The organism is Variovorax stachyos (assembly GCF_051400855.1).
Lineage (GTDB): Bacteria > Pseudomonadota > Gammaproteobacteria > Burkholderiales > Burkholderiaceae_C > Variovorax.
Genome location: NZ_JBLFFN010000013.1, coordinates 114,223 through 128,830 on the forward strand (window position 1 = coordinate 114,223; position 14,608 = coordinate 128,830).

A 14,608-nucleotide genomic window follows, 5' to 3' on the forward strand; every position below is an offset into this window, starting at 1 on the left:
GGAAGCAGACATTTACGACCTATGGCGCGGACGTCTGCGGGTGGCCGCCACTGTGAGTTCGCAGCCGGACACGGTCCTTCTGGGTAATGCCCTGGTTGTCCAATGGCAGAGTTCTTGGGTGCGGCTCAGGCGTGGGTTCGAGCTCAGGTTTCGGTGCTCGACAAGGCCCGAAATCCGGCAATCCTTGGCGCCTCTTCGCTGAGTTCCTGTACGCCGGTCGTGGCTACGAGTGAGGTCTGCAAAAAGCAGAACGCGGCCAACACTGGACGTTCCCAGTCGTCGTCCAAGGAGGAGATGTTGTTGATGCCATCAGACTTTGACGCCCTGGTTCGCCGGGCGCGAGACGCGATGCGCAGAGCTGATCGAGCTGCCCATTGACGTCCGCGAGCAGCTCGGCCAGCGGATAAGCCGGCTGGTTGCGGCACACAAAGGTGTACGCGGCCTGCGTCTGCGGGTGGCTGTCCAGCATGGCCTGCCACATCGTGAACTTGTACAGGTCGGTGTCCAGCAGGCTCTGAATGATGGGTTGCATGTGCGGTCCTTCGCCGTCTTGCGTCAGGTGTTTGCAGTCAGGAGTGGAAGCACTTCGGCGCTGGTGCGAAGCTGGACGCCGCACTCGGCCATGTCTTTGAGAAAGGCCTGGTGCTGCACCTCGAAGCCGGTCACCGGGCTCATGCAGTCCGTGACCAGCACCAGCTTGGGGGGCCTGGCCGAAGGCAGATTGGCGACGATGTGCTCGGTGGTGGCCTTCACGCAATGGCTGCTGGCTTCACCGGCAACGACGATCATGTCGGCGCGGTCAAGCGACTCGACCAGCGGCATGTTGAGCAGCGTGCCGGGGTCACCCGCGTCCGGCACCTCGGCCTGGATGGCACTGTAGTGTTCGGTCCAGGGATTGCTGCCCTTGGCGATCTTTTCCACCACCCGCAGCTGTCCGTCCTCCCAGGCGTTGTAAGCGGCCTCGACGGCGGCGTGCACGTTGTGGCCCCAGCTGCCGATCTCGCAATGCACCGGCCAAACCATCAGCGTGTAGCGGCCCCTGCGCTCGAGCTCGTCGATGTAGGCGAGCGCCCTGGGCAGGGCGGCTTGGTCACGAGGCTGAAAGTCGCCACCGCGCACTTGGCCAGCCGTGATCGAGGTGAAGGGCGCCACGGCGGCGCCATCGCGCGCCTGCCAGAACGTGGGATGCGCGATGTCGAACCTGTGATGCGAGTCCAGCGTGACGGTGATGCCGGCGATGCCGCCCGCTCCTTCGCGGATGAGGCCGGCCAGCCTCAGCATGTCGGCGTGGGCTCCGGCGACCGGAAGCGCCGGCTGCAACTGCGCGCCTGTGGATCCATCGGTCGCAAGCCAGCTCGCAGGTAGGTCGCAGAAATCGTTCTGCGGATCGATCAGGAGAAGTTGGATGCTTCGTTTCATGCTGCCTCTATTTAGTTGCTCTGTGCAACCCGTTTTGGTTGCATAGTACAACTTACATCAGCAAAGTCAAGCGCCAGGCGCTGCAGGGTCGCGGGGACTGAAGGTGCGGGGAAACAGGGCGGCCTGGGACCGATCGAGCAGGCGGTAGCCCATGGCAGGCCGGCCGAAGGCCCCCCCCACCATACCGGCTTCCTCCATGAAGCCGCCGTCGAGCATCCGCTTGCGGAAGGCGCTCTTGTCCACAGAGCGACCCAGCACGACCTCGTACGTGTGCTGCAGCTGCGGCAATGTAAAGGGTTCGTTCAGAAGGAAGGCGGGAAGCGAGGTGTATTCCACCTTGCTGCGCAGGCGGGCGATGGCGGTTGCCAGGATCTCGGCGTGATCGAAGGCCAAGCGCTTGCGGCTGGCGGCTCCGGCTTCTACCCATTCGACCTGCGCGGCGTTCGCCCCTTTCTCGAGCACCAAGTCCTGGCTTGGCATCAGCGCGAAGAACGCATGGGTGGCCGACCAGCCCCGGGGATCGCGGTCCACACCGCCCCAGCTACCCAGCTGCTCGAGGTACGGTGCGGCAACGCCGGTCTTCTCCCGCAGCTTGCGCACGGCGCAGTCGAGCAGGCTGGCGTCCTTGCTGACGTCGATGAACCCACCGGGCAGGGCCCAGCGACCAGGAAAAGGATCGGCAGCGCCGTCCGGGCGGCGCACCAGCACAACCCTCAGTGCATCTTCCAGCACCGTAAAGATGACCACGTCGACGGTGACCAGCGGCCTAGGGAAACCCAAATCAGCCTGCCTGTTAGATAGTTTCAAGGACTTGACCTCCTCTTCATTGGGGTTGTACTATACAACCCTTGGAGTTGTACAGAACAACTCGAGAGGAAGAACATAACAATAAGGAATCCCATGACTTCCCAACAACAACTCACGACGACCAGCAAGTTCCTCAGCTTGGTGTTGCGCCACAAGCCTCAGACGATTGATTTGACCCTAGACGCTGCAGGCTGGGTCCTCGTCGACGAACTGTTGACCAAGGCCGCGTTGGCTAAGCGGCCGGTGTCGCGGCAATTGCTAGAAGAAGTGGTCGCGACCAGTGACAAGAAGCGCTTTGCATTCAGCGAGGACGGTCTGCGCATCCGTGCCAACCAAGGGCACTCGGTGGGAGTCGATCTTGGCTTGGCGCCGCTCGCTCCACCGGGCGTGCTGTACCACGGTACCGCCTCGCAGTTTCTCGACTCGATACTGGCCGGTGGCCTCGTCAAGCGGCAGCGCCACCACGTTCACCTTAGCGAGAGCATTGCGACGGCCCTCGCCGTGGGGCAGCGTTATGGCGCTCCCGTTCTCCTGGCCGTCGACGCCCTCCGAATGTCAGCGGATGGCCATTTGTTCTACCGGTCTGAGAACTATGTCTGGCTGACCGACGAGGTGCCCTCAAGCTATCTGTCGGTGCTTGAGACTGGAGGTATCGCTTGAAGCTGGCCACGGAACTCCATGTCCACCGACGCCTGCGCTGGCCCACGGAAGGAAAGCACGTGATGGCTCACTATGACATGGACACCATCGTCGTCTCCCAAGCCTATCGCCCTACCACCGGCGCTCATGCCATCCGACACGGCAGATTGGGCGGTCCCGACTTCAGCTTTGATCGCATGAGTTGGATCAAACCGAACATTCTCTAGATGATTTATCGACCTGGGTGGGGGACCAAGGAGGGTCAAGAAGGGTGGAGGGCGACCAACTGGCCAGGTTTCGAGCTGGATTCGACCATGAGATCTGGGCGTCGGTGCCGCCGATTGATCGAGCGTTGGATGCGTGCTTCGCGTTGCACGACTCCGGCTACACCCTGGTCTGCGTATCGGCTCTGCGGCCGCAGTTCGAAGGCGCCCGCCTACGCAACTTGCGCGAACTAGGGTTTCCGATCGAGAAGGTAGTCGCCACAGGCAATGAAGTACCCGGTGGCAGGCCCAAGGCGACGGCCATAGCCAACCTGCGACCCCTTGCGATGGTGGACGTCTCGGGCCGTTCCAGCAGTCTCAATAGAATCCGGAGCGCCCACACGCTTGATCTTTCTCGCGCTTAGTTGTACTATACAACCATTATTAGTGGCACAGTGCAACTAAAAGGAGAAGGCATGTTAGGTATTCAGTTCATCAAGACGCAGCCGACGACGCATCTGATGCAGTTCCGCAAGGGGCGTATCGTTCGAGAGGGCGCTGGATTGTCCTTCTTCTACTATGCGCCAAGCAGCAGTTTGGTGGCCGTCCCGATCGCGAGCCAGGCCAGCAACTTCATGCTGGAGCTGGTGACCAGCGACTTCCAGGCGGTCACGGTTCAGGGAGAAATCAGTTACCGCGTCGACGATCCGAAGCGCACTGCGGCGCTCATGGACTTTTCGCTCTCGGCCAATGGCAAGGCGTATGCCTCGGACGATCCTGCGCGGCTGCCGGATCGCGTGGCCATGCAGGCCAAAGTGGTTATCCAGCAAGCTGTCCAAGCGCTCGACCTCAAGCAGGCGCTCAAGGCGTCGGCGGCCATCGCGCGGTCAGTCCATCAGCAATTGAGCTCGCAAGCCGAGATCGAAGCGCTCGGCCTGCGGATCCTGGGCGTGGCGATCGTCGCGATCAAGCCTACGTCGGACATCGCGCGTGCCCTGGAAGCCGAAGCGCGTGAATCCAATCTGAAGGCTGCAGACGATGCCATCTATCTGCGGAGGATGGCATCGGTGCAGAACGAACGATCTATTCGGCAGAATGAACTGGACACCGAAGTTGCTGTCGAGCAGAAGAAGCGACAGATCCAGGAAGCGCAGATGGAGGCCAAAGCGTCCGCCATGCGGCGGCAGAACGAGTTGCGCGGCGAGCAGCTGGGCTCGGACATCGAGCTCGAGCAACGTCGCAAGGACTTGGTCGAGGGGCAGGCTGAAAACACGCGCAAGTTGGCCGAGGCAGAAGCTCACAAGGTCAGCACGCTCATGCAAGCGCTGGAGAAGGCCGATCCGCGCGTGGTGCAAGCCTTGGCAGCAGTGGGCATGCAGCCCGCCCAGCTCATCGCACAGGCGTTCGGGGGTATCGCCGAGAAGGCCGAGCGCATCGGCCAGTTGAACATGTCGCCAGAACTCCTCAATTCGCTCATGCGCTCCACGGCATGCGCCGGAGTGCAAGGCAAGGGGGCGGTGTGAGCATGGTGGCTGCCAGCGGCGGACGATCAAGCGGCGTGGAGCGCAAGGTGGTGCTGATCACCCGGCACACCCGTCTGGAAGAACTGATCGTCCGCCACAACTCTCTGGCCCAAGCCAAGTTCTATGTTGAGCATCTGGGCGCAGACTTTGGGGACTATCTGGCGGAGAACGAGGCGTACGCCCGAAGCTTGCGCATCACCGTTGAGGCCTTGCAAAGCTGGGGCCGCTATCAAATCCTGGACCGACAAATGCTGGCGAACTTTGTCTTCGGACCCGGTGACATCGTCGTCGCATTGGGACAGGATGGAATCGTGGCCAATACGATGAAGTACTTGGAGGGCCAGCCATTGGTGGGACTGAACCCCGAGCCAACCCGCTGGGATGGTGTCTTGTTACCTTTTGGGCCCGCAGATCTCGGCAAAGTGCTTGCTGATGTCGTAGCCGATAAGCGTCCGATCAAGTCGGTAACGATGGCGCAGACCGATCTGTCGGACGGGCAAACACTTCGGGCTGTGAATGATCTTTTCATTGGGCCACGCACTCATACTTCGGCTCTCTATGAGATCGAGTTCGATGGCAAGACGGAGTTCCAGTCCTCCTCTGGTTTGATCGTCTCAACGGGGTTGGGGTCGACAGCTTGGATGAAGAGCTTGATGACTGGTTCGATGGCCATCGCCCGATCACTGGGCATTCCGAAGTCGAACTTCGACTACAAGCCCATGCCTTGGGATGCGCCCCAACTGCAGTTTGCAGTTCGAGAACCTTTCCCGAGCAGAGCTTCGCAGACTAGCTTGGTCTACGGTCGACTTGACGGGAACAAGCCCCTGCGTATCCGCTCGCGCATGCCGGACAACGGTGTGATCTTTTCAGATGGCATCGAATCCGATTTCCTGCGCTTCACGGCAGGAATGGAGGCCGTGATCTCAATCTCCGCCGTGCACGGGCGATTGGTGATGTGATTTCCGGATAGGCGGTGATAGCGGCCTGAACCGGTGGTTGGGCTGGTAGGTCCGCTTGTGGCCTGGCTCCGGCCCCCCAAGTTCGACTAGGTGCGCCCCGTAGCGGCGGAAGCCGCTGTTCTAGAGGGGAGCAGCATCCCAACTCGCCGGGACGGAAAATTCAAAGATGGGTGAACAACCCACCCTAAAAATCAAACTATGCTGATCAGAGAGAGCAGATTCATCTATTCACTGGCGCAAGCGAACCGGCACTTCTTGGATACACAGCCCATAGCACCGCAACGGCTCGCCGCTTGCGCAACGACGCCGAAAAGCCGAAGTGTTCTGCCTGCTTGTGCGCGCGGCATCGACTGCGGTGGATCAGGAGGCGTTCTCAGATTCTCAGAGGTGAGCCGCACTGCAGGAAGTTGCTGCACGCGAAGTTCGGCGGCGGATCGAACGCGTCGGCGTCTGCCTGGTTGCCGGTCGGGTAGGGCGGGAAGCCGCTCGAGAGCGTGCTCTGGCGACGTTGAACTGGCTGGCCCCGCCTTCAGTGCGGGAGGCCGCGGACGCGGTGGAGTTGGCGCAAAGGGCGAAAGAGATCCGCGAGAAAGGCTGAGGCTCCTCAACCGCAAGCCTCGCCTATGGGCACTTGGGTGCGCAGACGAGGTGGTTCTTGCCGAGGAAGCGTTTCGAAGTCATCGCGGTGCGGAAGGCGAACTTTCCGCACTTGAAGCACGACATCATAGAGTCGGCGCGCGGCGTCGTGATGATGGTACCTGGCGCCTTCTTGACATAGCGCAGACCATCCTGCGTGAGTTGGGTGTTGGACATGCGGCATTTTACCCGGACTCAATTTGAGGCGTACTGGCGGGTAGAGGCTCATGTCACGCTATTGGGAGCTGACTACCCAACTGCCGAGCTTCCCATCGCTTGAAAAGAATGCGACCTTGCCGTCCCGCTTGGCCAGCGTGTAGCAATACTCGGCAGGGGCCTGCTTGTTCCAGATGACACAGTAGCCATTGGGCCCCGATTGCCGCCATCGTCCGACGTCGTTGTAGTCGATTGCCACCACCGCTCGACCATCTTCCTTCAGCTGCGTCTCGTATGCCTTGCCCGAGAGAGCTTGGACCTTGACCGTCTTGTTGACCATCAATGACCGAAACTCCTCTGCCGTCAACGGCACGTCCTCGGCGAGAACGCTGCTGGCGCAGGCCACAAGAGCGCTTGCCAGGCAGAGCTTGCGCATGCTTGGATGAAGGGCCATGTACTTCTCCTGAAGTGCGGGTAAATGTATAGGCGCGAGAGTACGAGGGCATCCTCCGAATGGAGGACAGCGAGGCGCCGGTGCCCGGGCTGACGGCTGCTGCAGCCGCGCGCTCCACGTGCTCTCGCCGGTGTGGCAATGGAGATGAGCGACCCGTCAGCGCAGCCGCCATCTTCGACGCCCTGGTCGGCATGTCCGCCGACCTCATGGCCGATGGCCGCGCAGACAGGTCCCCCAAAGAGCTGGAGTCGTTCTGAATGGCAATGGGCCATCCTCGCCTGAACCATCGCCCTGGAGTCCCTGTTCAGCTGTCCTCAAACCGCTCGCCAGTCGTCAGCGGCGCGTATCGGTAGCTCGCCGGCGTGCGGCTCAGCTTCACCGGCGAGCCGACGCCGCGCCAGCCGCCTTCCATCTCGACCACCATCTCCCGGTGCGCGGTGTGCGGATGCTGGAGCGCCGCATCGACCGAGAGCACAGGCGCCGCCGGCACGCCCGCCGCCATCAAGCGGTCGACGAGCGCCGCGCCGTCGTGCTCGCGCAGAGCGGCTTCGAGCCGCTGCTTGAGCGACTCGCGGTTCACCGAGCGCGCGCCTGCGTCGCGGTACAGCGGGTCGTCGGCCAGCTCCGCCGCGTCGATGCACCGGCAGAAGCTCGCGAACTGCCGGTCGTTGCCTACGGCGACGAAGATCGGCTCGGTGCGCGTTTTCAGCGCGTCGTAGGGGTAGATGTTCGGATGCGCGTTGCCGGTGCGCCCCGGCCTGCGACCATCGAGGAACCAGTTGGCCGCGTGCGGATGAAGCAGGGAAAGCCCGCTGTCATACAGGGCCGCCTCGACGAACTGACCGCGTCCGCTGCGGTTGCGCTCCTGAAGCGCGAGGAGCACGCCGATCGTCGCGTTCAGTCCGGTCACCATGTCGACCACCGGCAGCCCGACGCGCAGCGGTCCGCCCGCGGCTTCGCCGTTGATGCTCATGATGCCGGTCATCGCCTGTACCGCAGCGTCGTAGCCAGGCAGGCCACCCAGCGGACCATCGGAGCCGAAACCCGAGACCCGGCACCACACCAGCTTCGGAAAGCGCGCTGACAGCACCTCGTAGCCGATGCCCCAGCGCTCCATGGTGCCCGCCTTGAAGTTCTCGACCAGCACATCGGCTTCGGCGGCGAGCACGAGCAGTGCGTCGCGTCCCTCCTCGCTGGCGAGATCGAGGTGCAAGGTGCGCTTGTTGCGGTTGAGGCCGTGGTAGTACGAAGCCACGCCGTCCTTGAAGGGCGGGCCCCAGGTGCGCGTATCGTCGCCTTGCGGCGGCTCCACCTTCAGCACGTCGGCGCCGTGGTCGCCGAGGATCTGACCGCAATACGGCCCCCCCAGGATGCGAGAGATGTCGAGCACGCGAATGCCCGCGAGTGCGCCGGTGTTGAGGCGGGTGCTCATGGCGGATCCTCGTTCAGTCGAGCTGCGCGCCGGACTGCTTGACTACGCCGGCCCACTTGCTCTTCTGCTCCTCGATGAACCTGCGCAGCTGCTCCGGCTTGGAGGAGGGCGCCGGCTCGAGACCCTGCGACGCGAAAAGCTGCTTGACCTTCGGTGTCCCGAGCGTCTCGACGAAGGCCGCGTTGAGCCTGGCGATGCGCTCCGGCGGCGTGCCCGCAGGCGCCACGATGCCGAAGAACACGCTGACGTCGTAGCCCGGCACGCCTTGCTCGGCCACGGTGGGTACGTCGGGCAGGGCCTGGGATCGCTCGGTCGTGGTCACGCCCAGCGCACGCAGCTTGCCGGCCTTGACGTACGGGAGCGCGGTCAGCACATCGGTAAAGCTCATGCTCACCTGGCCCCCGAGCAGATCGTTCAGCGCCGGCCCGGTGCCCTTGTACGGAATGTGCTGCAGGTCGACGCCCGCGCTCGCGTTGAAAAGCACGCCGGCAAGATGCGATGACGCCCCGTTGCCCGAAGAGGCGTAGCTCAGTTTGCCTGGATTGGCCTTCGCATAGGCGATGAGCTCCTTCACGTTGTTCGCCGGCACCGAAGGATTGACAACGAGGATGTTCGGCAGATGGCCGACCTGGATCACGGGCGAGAAGCTCTTCGACGGGTCGTAGTTGATCTTGCGATAGAGGCTCGCATTGATCGCAAGCGGGCCGGAGGTGCCGAAGAGCAGGGTCTGGCCGTCGGGCGCGGCCCGGGCGACGTACTCCGCGCCGATATTGCCGCCGGCGCCTGCCCGGTTCTCCACCACCATCGGCTGGCCGAGGCGGTCCTTCATCTCGGCCGCCAGCGTACGTGCCATCGCATCGGTCGGGCCGCCGGGCGGGAACGGGATCACGAGGGTGATCGGCCTGTCGGGGAAGGCGTCCGCGTGGGCGGCCGGCATCAGCGGCAGGATGGCCGAACAGGCGAGAGCAAGGGTGCAGAAGAAGCGCATGGTTCGTCTCCAGGGTGAGTTGTTCGTCGGTTTTCAGGATTCGCGGGCTGCGGCTTGTCCGTGCTGTTTGCGCCATGTCGGGGGCACTCCGCCTGGCGCCAGCGGGTCCCGCGGCAGCACGCGATGCAGCAATACCAGTTGCGCCCAGTCCACGCGCTGCGAAGAACCTGCCGCGGCGCCCTCCCAGGCCATGGCGATGGCACTGCAGCAGTGGTAAAGCGCCGAAGCCGCCTGGCGCGCCAGCGGCTCGCCGCCTTCCTGCGCAGCGCTGGTGGCGAGCGCGCCCGCGCGGGCAAGTGCCTCGCGCAGCGCCTGAGCGAACGCCGGCACCAGCGAGGCCTCGTCCGCGAGCGCGCCGAAGTGCGCCTGCAGCGCCGGCAGCGAGTTCTCGCGCTTGACGGCGCGAATCACGTCCAGCGCCACGATGTTGCTGGTGCCTTCCCAGATCGAGCCCAGGTGCGCATCGCGCAGCAGGCGCGGGTCGGCCCATTCCTCGATGTAGCCGCACCCGCCGCGAACCTCCATCGCATCCCCCGTTACCTTGCGTGCATCGCGGCAGGCGCGGAACTTGATGAGGGGCGTGAGGATGCGCAGCAGCGGATACGCGGCCGCATCGCCCGCATCGGAGCGCGCGAGCGCCTGTGCCGTCTGGAACACCATCGAACGCGCCTGCTCGGACGGCAGCCGCAGTTTCAGCAGTTGGCGCTGCATCAGCGGCATCTCTTCCAGGCGGCGCCCAAAGGCGCGCCGCTGGCTCGCGACGTACTCGGCCTCGGCCACCGCGCGGCGCATCAGGCCCGCCGCGCGCACGCCGTTGGACAAGCGCGAGTTGTTGACCATATCGGCCATCTGCACGAAGCCGCGACCCTGCTCGCCGACCAGGTAGGCGATGGCGCCCTCGAGCCGGATCTCACCGCTCGCCATTGAACGGGTGCCGAGCTTGTCCTTGAGCCGGATGATCCGGTAGTTGTTCGCGCTGCCGTCCTCAAGCCGCTTCGGAAGCAGGAAGAGCGATACGCCCTTCATGCCCGCGGGCGCGCCGTCCACATGGGCCAGCACCATCGCGAAGTCGGCATCGGGGTTGGAGCAGAACCACTTGTCGCCATGGATGCGCCAGGCGCCCGAATCATCCTGCGCCGCGCGGGTTTGCGTCGCCGCGATGTCCGAGCCCGCAGCCTGCTCGGTCATGAACATCGCACCCTGGGCCAGGGTGTCGAAATCGAGCGACTGGAAGCGCGGCAGGAAACGTTCGACCAGTTCCGGACTGCCGAACTTCTTGAGCGTGCGCGCGAGCGAATCGGTCATCGACACCGGGCAGCACAGACCGAACTCCGCCTGCACGAAGAGATAGGTCAGCACGTACTTGACCAGCGGCGGCATGCGGCCTTGCCAGCCCAGCGTCTCGTCGCGGTGCGACATGGCGGCAAGGCCGAAGTCGCTGTAGGCGAGGCGCTCCATCTCGATGTACGCCGGATGCTTTTCGATCTTCTGCGTGTCGACGCCGGTGCGGGTGCGAAGCGTCAGTGTCGGCGGGTTGCGGTCGGCCGCGTGGGCCAGTTCGTCGAGCGGGCCACCCGCCAAAGCGCCCAGCCGCTCGAAGTACGGCTGCATGTGGCGCAGCAGATCGGCCGGCAGGTACAGCGCGAGCATGCGCTGCAGTTCGACATCGGTGGTGAAGAGATTCTGCCCGTGCCGGTCAGGAACGGGATGCGCGTCGTTGTCGCTTGCGCGCGACGAGGGGCTGAACATGGCTTGTCTCCTTGTTGGCGCCCATTCTTGGATCGACATCGATTCCTGTCTAATATCGTTTGGGTCTTGTTCTATCTGTCCTGCCTATCGTCAAATTCCATGGAGCTGCGCCATCTTCGGTATTTCATCGTGCTCGCCGAAGAGCTGCACTTCGGGCGCGCAGCGCGCCGGCTCGCCATCTCGCAGCCGCCGCTGAGCGTCGCGATTCGCCAGCTCGAGGATTCCGTGGGCGCGCGGCTCTTCGAGCGCAATAGCAAGGAGGTGCGGTTGACGCCCGCCGGCCAGGCCTTGCAGTCCTCGGCTGCGCGAGTGCTCAGGCAGGTGGAAGAGGCCGCCAACGAGGCGCGCGACGTGTCGCTTGGCCTGGTAGGTCGGCTGCGCATCGGCTTTGTCGGTTCGATGCTCTATCGCGGCTTGCCGCAGGCGCTTGCGCAGTTCCGTGCATCGCATCCCGCGGTCCGGGTGACGCTGGCGGAGCTGAACTCGGGCGAGCAGGTCAACGAGTTGATCCAGGACCGCCTGGATGTCGGCTTCGTGCACAACAGCCGCCTGCCGCCGGAACTGCGGCATGTGTTGCTGATGTCCGAGCCTTTCGTCGCGTGCCTGCCGGCCGGGCACCGGCTTGCAAGGCGGCGGACCGTCGCGCTCGCCAGCCTGAGCAACGAGCCCTTCGTGCTCTTCTCCCGCAGTGCCTCACCGGACTACCACGCCCGAATCCTGGCGATCTGCGCCAGCGGCGGCTTCAGGCCCGAGGTGCAGCACGAGGTGCGGCACTGGCTGTCCGTGGTCTCGCTGGTGTCGCAAGACATGGGTGTGGCACTGGTGCCGAGCGCCATGCAGTTCGCCGCGCTTCGCGGTGCGGTGTTCCGGCCGCTGGAGGAACAGGTCGCGCGCTCGGAGGCCTACTGCGTCTGGCGCGACGGCGCAGCCGACATCGTGGTACAGAATTTCGTCGCCATGGCACAGGCGGGGCATTCGCCGCAAGTGCCACCGCGCGGCGACTAGACTCAGTCCCTGTGCATGGGCGCGGCGCTCCCGGCCAGTCCACGTCCGGGTCGACGTGTCAAAGCAGGCCCGCGCGTTGTGCTGCCTCAAGCATGGCGCGCGAGAGATTCTCGAACTGGGCCCCGAGATCGGCCGAGGGCGCTGCCACGAAGGTCGCGGTCCAAACCAGCCGACCGCTGCGGGCGTCGGTCACCCGCCCGTTGGCGGCAAAGCCGGTGTTCGCCCGACCTGTCGCGATCGGTGCGCTCAAGCCAATGCCGGACGCGCTGTTTCTGCCAAAGCTGAAGCCGCCGATGCCAATCGATAGGCCAGAGCCAGCGTCGGTGCTTGCCGGAGCCAGCGACAGGACGAACAACGCTTTTGCTCCCGCAACTCTGGCACTCTCGACCAATTGCCCGTCGAGCTCCCGGTCATTCAGCAGCATCACCCCGGCGGGCACCACGATCGGAGATGCGCCCCTGTCTGAAAGATTACGAAACAAGCGGTCCTGGCAGATCTGCCGGATCGCCGCGTCGTACGCATCGCAGGCGATGAGCACCTTTTCCCCGCGCAGGATTTTGGAGTCCTGGCCCAATGCCGGATCGATCCATTCAACCTCACGCTGAGGTGCGGACGCGCATCCCCCGAGCGTCAATGCGGCGATGGAAATGACCCGCCGGCAAAGGTACAAAGGCTTCATCGTCGCCTCCCGAGATCGGACGCTCATCGTCTGCCGGTGGATGACTGGCGAGGAAGGAATTGCGATGGAGGCAACGTAGGATTGAGCCGTTGCCAGTCATCGGCAGAGGGGCACGGCGTTCGCGCGCTTCGGACCAATGCCAGGGCACTTGGCGCGACGGGCGCTTGAAGTCGCGATCTCGGCAAGACTTCGTGCGCAGGTCTTCTTGCCTGCGGCTTCCCGTGGGCCGCGTCAGGTGAGAACCGGCAGCCTTTCTGACATGGACCGCAGCAGCGCACCAGGTTGATACAGTCAAGCTCGCGATGTTGCTGGAGGCCGCGCAGACGCAGGCGGACCGGCATGATGCACACGGGGCCGCACCTAACGTCGACAACCTCTCGATGCTGCCAAGGCCATGAGTTCGCCCAGACTCCCAACCGCGCACGAGTTCGCCGTACTGCGCGTGCTTCGTGCCGATGCTGAACGCCTATCGCACACAGCCGCGAGGATGGCGGCGACCGATCTGCCCACCATTGAGTTGCCCGCCACCTGGCGATCGGTGCTGACGCGAGCGCTCAACGAGCGAGCCGGTGACATGTCGTGCCCGCCGCTTGATGAACTGCAAGCGGAGTACGGCAGATCTGGCGCGTGGCTGCCCGTATTACGGCGATGCCACGGAGGCGCGTTTCTGGCTCGTGAGCCTGGAAGAGCGCGCGGCCGGATACCTGCCAGAATCGCCACCCCGCTCCTGATCGCGCACCGCGCCCCTCCTGTTGCTGCAGGAAGGACCAGGCCGCCAGGCACAAGGCCTATCTGGTGGTGGACCGGTTGGGGCCGACCAGGTTTCCGCGGCCTGCCATGACGTGGCCAAGAGACGCCGCAGGGACTGCGCCATCCCAAGATCTTTCTCCGGCAGGTGAGGAGGGCAGCCCGCAAGCGCAGGCGGACCTGCGGCGCGCGCCGCAGCTGCTACTGCGCCTCAATGTTCGCGACCTTCATCAGTTTCTCGGTCAACGCGGTCTCGGCGCGCAGGCTCTGCGCGGACCCCTCAGGTGTGCTCGGCATGACGGCCGCCCCATTGGCTTCGAGCTTCTCGCGCACCTCGGGCGTCGCAAGCGCCTTGGCCAGCGCGTCGCGCACCTTCACCTTCTGTACCACGGGGCGCCGGCCTTCCCTTCGGCAAGGCTAGCGCGCCGAAGGAGACCAGCGAGATGCCGGGCACCCGGGCTTCGCCCGCGTCGGCACCTGGTCCAGCCGCGGGTTGCGACAAGGCGAGAGCACGGCCAGCGGCCGGAGCTTGCCCCCTGAACGTGCGGCAGCATGGGCGAGATGAGCGGGGCGCAGCAACATCCCAATCGGCATCATCAGACCCTGCGCAGTGACGTATGACTTTCAGAGGGCTGCGCTGCGGTTATTTCTCTTTTTGCGTTTATTTCGTTTGTCGGTACCATGTGGGATCCGGTGCCAAGAAGAGCGCCGACCATAGCAAGACGGCAACTGCAAAACGCAAGGAGAAATGTATGGCTCAGGAAGTACTGGCACCCGCCACCCAGGCGGAGGCGGAGATGGCGGCAACGGCAAGGGGATTGCTCGTCGCCGCGCTCGATCACTCGACGGCGAAGCGCATCAAGCTGACGATCGAGGGGGGCGAGGGCGACGCGCCTGTGCTCGAAGTGCCGCCGCGCGCTCTGCGATTCTTTGCGGCCGTGCTCCGGCAGATGGCTCTGCGCGAGCCGCTTGTTGTCGTGCCGCAAAGCGCGCAGATGACCACGCAGCAGGCGGCGTCGTTCCTGAACGTGTCAAGACCCTTCGTCGTGAAGGAAATCGAGGCGGGCCGGATCAAGTGTCACATGGTGAACACGCACCGGCGCATCGACTTCGAGGAGCTGCAGCGCTACCAGACCGAGCAGAAGGAACGCAGCGGAGCCGCCCTGCGCCGGATGCACGAACTCGACGCGCAAATCGGCGAGGAGCCCTGAC

The 14,608-nt window shown here is 64.2% G+C and carries 15 protein-coding genes and 1 pseudogene; 6 read left to right on the forward strand and 10 right to left on the reverse strand.

Going from position 1 to position 14,608, the window contains the following annotated elements; genetic code table 11:
* Positions 1 to 328: 328 nt before the first annotated feature.
* From ACMGEZ_RS21635 to ACMGEZ_RS21645, 3 genes and pseudogenes are all read right to left on the reverse strand, one after another.
* Positions 329 to 532 (reverse strand): annotated as a pseudogene (locus ACMGEZ_RS21635) (nicotinate phosphoribosyltransferase); the annotation flags it as partial.
* A gap of 23 nt (positions 533 to 555) precedes the next feature.
* Positions 556 to 1,419: a cysteine hydrolase family protein gene (locus ACMGEZ_RS21640; RefSeq protein WP_436824328.1), complete on the reverse strand. Its 864-nt coding sequence runs from the start codon at positions 1,417 to 1,419 to the stop codon at positions 556 to 558.
* A 66-nt stretch (positions 1,420 to 1,485) separates the two neighbouring features.
* A complete protein-coding gene (locus ACMGEZ_RS21645; RefSeq protein ID WP_436824329.1) occupies positions 1,486 to 2,226 on the reverse strand; it encodes an NUDIX hydrolase in 741 nt (246 codons plus the stop codon).
* 93 nt (positions 2,227 to 2,319) lie between these two features.
* Here ACMGEZ_RS21645 and ACMGEZ_RS21650 point away from each other — a divergent pair, with 93 nt between their 5' ends.
* The 4 genes from ACMGEZ_RS21650 (at position 2,320) to ACMGEZ_RS21665 (ending at position 5,550) form a co-directional block, all read left to right on the forward strand.
* Complete coding sequence (locus tag ACMGEZ_RS21650; RefSeq protein ID WP_436824330.1) at positions 2,320 to 2,886, forward strand: RNA 2'-phosphotransferase; 567 nt, start codon at positions 2,320 to 2,322, stop codon at positions 2,884 to 2,886.
* Positions 2,883 to 3,092: a DUF4291 family protein gene (locus ACMGEZ_RS21655; RefSeq protein WP_436824331.1), complete on the forward strand. Its 210-nt coding sequence runs from the start codon at positions 2,883 to 2,885 to the stop codon at positions 3,090 to 3,092. The genes ACMGEZ_RS21650 and ACMGEZ_RS21655 overlap by 4 nt, the downstream gene beginning before the upstream one ends.
* Positions 3,093 to 3,544: 452 nt before the next feature.
* Positions 3,545 to 4,591, forward strand: coding sequence for an SPFH domain-containing protein (locus ACMGEZ_RS21660; RefSeq protein ID WP_436824332.1), 1,047 nt, complete (start codon positions 3,545 to 3,547; stop codon positions 4,589 to 4,591).
* Positions 4,592 to 4,593: 2 nt separating this feature from the next.
* On the forward strand, positions 4,594 to 5,550 hold the full coding sequence (locus tag ACMGEZ_RS21665) for a diacylglycerol kinase catalytic domain-containing protein (RefSeq protein WP_436824333.1): 957 nt from the start codon (positions 4,594 to 4,596) through the stop codon (positions 5,548 to 5,550).
* 621 nt (positions 5,551 to 6,171) lie between these two features.
* Here the strand turns inward: ACMGEZ_RS21665 and ACMGEZ_RS21670 are convergent.
* From ACMGEZ_RS21670 to ACMGEZ_RS21690, 5 genes are all read right to left on the reverse strand, one after another.
* Entirely contained in the window at positions 6,172 to 6,363 is a 192-nt protein-coding gene (locus ACMGEZ_RS21670) for a hypothetical protein (protein WP_436824334.1), read from the reverse strand.
* A gap of 58 nt (positions 6,364 to 6,421) precedes the next feature.
* The gene (locus tag ACMGEZ_RS21675; protein WP_436824335.1) at positions 6,422 to 6,796 is read right to left on the reverse strand and encodes a hypothetical protein; all 375 of its coding nucleotides are present in this window, start codon (positions 6,794 to 6,796) and stop codon (positions 6,422 to 6,424) included.
* 304 nt (positions 6,797 to 7,100) lie between these two features.
* Positions 7,101 to 8,228 carry a CaiB/BaiF CoA transferase family protein gene (locus ACMGEZ_RS21680; protein ID WP_436824336.1) on the reverse strand — a complete coding sequence of 376 codons (1,128 nt, stop codon included), beginning with the start codon at positions 8,226 to 8,228 and terminating at the stop codon, positions 7,101 to 7,103.
* Between the two features lie 13 nt (positions 8,229 to 8,241).
* The gene (locus ACMGEZ_RS21685; RefSeq protein WP_436824337.1) at positions 8,242 to 9,216 is read right to left on the reverse strand and encodes a Bug family tripartite tricarboxylate transporter substrate binding protein; all 975 of its coding nucleotides are present in this window, start codon (positions 9,214 to 9,216) and stop codon (positions 8,242 to 8,244) included.
* 33 nt (positions 9,217 to 9,249) lie between these two features.
* Complete coding sequence (locus ACMGEZ_RS21690) at positions 9,250 to 10,965, reverse strand: acyl-CoA dehydrogenase family protein (protein ID WP_436824338.1); 1,716 nt, start codon at positions 10,963 to 10,965, stop codon at positions 9,250 to 9,252.
* A 99-nt stretch (positions 10,966 to 11,064) separates the two neighbouring features.
* Between ACMGEZ_RS21690 and ACMGEZ_RS21695 the strand changes: the two genes are divergently transcribed.
* Positions 11,065 to 11,970 carry a LysR family transcriptional regulator gene (locus ACMGEZ_RS21695; protein WP_436824339.1) on the forward strand — a complete coding sequence of 302 codons (906 nt, stop codon included), beginning with the start codon at positions 11,065 to 11,067 and terminating at the stop codon, positions 11,968 to 11,970.
* Between the two features lie 58 nt (positions 11,971 to 12,028).
* Here ACMGEZ_RS21695 and ACMGEZ_RS21700 read toward each other — a convergent pair whose 3' ends face one another.
* Both ACMGEZ_RS21700 and ACMGEZ_RS21705 read right to left on the reverse strand, forming a co-directional pair.
* On the reverse strand, positions 12,029 to 12,649 hold the full coding sequence (locus ACMGEZ_RS21700; RefSeq protein WP_436824340.1) for a hypothetical protein: 621 nt from the start codon (positions 12,647 to 12,649) through the stop codon (positions 12,029 to 12,031).
* Positions 12,650 to 13,597: 948 nt separating this feature from the next.
* Positions 13,598 to 13,768 (reverse strand): hypothetical protein, encoded by a 171-nt coding sequence (locus tag ACMGEZ_RS21705; protein WP_436824341.1) that lies wholly within the window; start codon positions 13,766 to 13,768, stop codon positions 13,598 to 13,600.
* A 245-nt stretch (positions 13,769 to 14,013) separates the two neighbouring features.
* Between ACMGEZ_RS21705 and ACMGEZ_RS21710 the strand changes: the two genes are divergently transcribed.
* A complete protein-coding gene (locus ACMGEZ_RS21710; RefSeq protein ID WP_436824342.1) occupies positions 14,014 to 14,607 on the forward strand; it encodes an excisionase family DNA-binding protein in 594 nt (197 codons plus the stop codon).
* Position 14,608 lies beyond the last annotated feature (1 nt).

What these genes read in the sequence shown, in the direction of transcription:
- ACMGEZ_RS21640 (WP_436824328.1), bottom strand. Translation starts at nt 1,419, where the DNA reads ATGAAACGAAGCATCCAACTTCTCCTGATCGATCCGCAGAACGATTTC.
- ACMGEZ_RS21650 (WP_436824330.1), top strand. Translation starts at nt 2,320, where the DNA reads ATGACTTCCCAACAACAACTCACGACGACCAGCAAGTTCCTCAGCTTG.
- ACMGEZ_RS21660 (WP_436824332.1), top strand. Translation starts at nt 3,545, where the DNA reads ATGTTAGGTATTCAGTTCATCAAGACGCAGCCGACGACGCATCTGATG.
- ACMGEZ_RS21665 (WP_436824333.1), top strand. Translation starts at nt 4,594, where the DNA reads ATGGTGGCTGCCAGCGGCGGACGATCAAGCGGCGTGGAGCGCAAGGTG.
- ACMGEZ_RS21670 (WP_436824334.1), bottom strand. Translation starts at nt 6,363, where the DNA reads ATGTCCAACACCCAACTCACGCAGGATGGTCTGCGCTATGTCAAGAAG.
- ACMGEZ_RS21675 (WP_436824335.1), bottom strand. Translation starts at nt 6,796, where the DNA reads ATGGCCCTTCATCCAAGCATGCGCAAGCTCTGCCTGGCAAGCGCTCTT.
- ACMGEZ_RS21680 (WP_436824336.1), bottom strand. Translation starts at nt 8,228, where the DNA reads ATGAGCACCCGCCTCAACACCGGCGCACTCGCGGGCATTCGCGTGCTC.
- ACMGEZ_RS21685 (WP_436824337.1), bottom strand. Translation starts at nt 9,216, where the DNA reads ATGCGCTTCTTCTGCACCCTTGCTCTCGCCTGTTCGGCCATCCTGCCG.
- ACMGEZ_RS21690 (WP_436824338.1), bottom strand. Translation starts at nt 10,965, where the DNA reads ATGTTCAGCCCCTCGTCGCGCGCAAGCGACAACGACGCGCATCCCGTT.
- ACMGEZ_RS21695 (WP_436824339.1), top strand. Translation starts at nt 11,065, where the DNA reads ATGGAGCTGCGCCATCTTCGGTATTTCATCGTGCTCGCCGAAGAGCTG.
- ACMGEZ_RS21700 (WP_436824340.1), bottom strand. Translation starts at nt 12,649, where the DNA reads ATGAAGCCTTTGTACCTTTGCCGGCGGGTCATTTCCATCGCCGCATTG.
- ACMGEZ_RS21710 (WP_436824342.1), top strand. Translation starts at nt 14,014, where the DNA reads ATGACTTTCAGAGGGCTGCGCTGCGGTTATTTCTCTTTTTGCGTTTAT.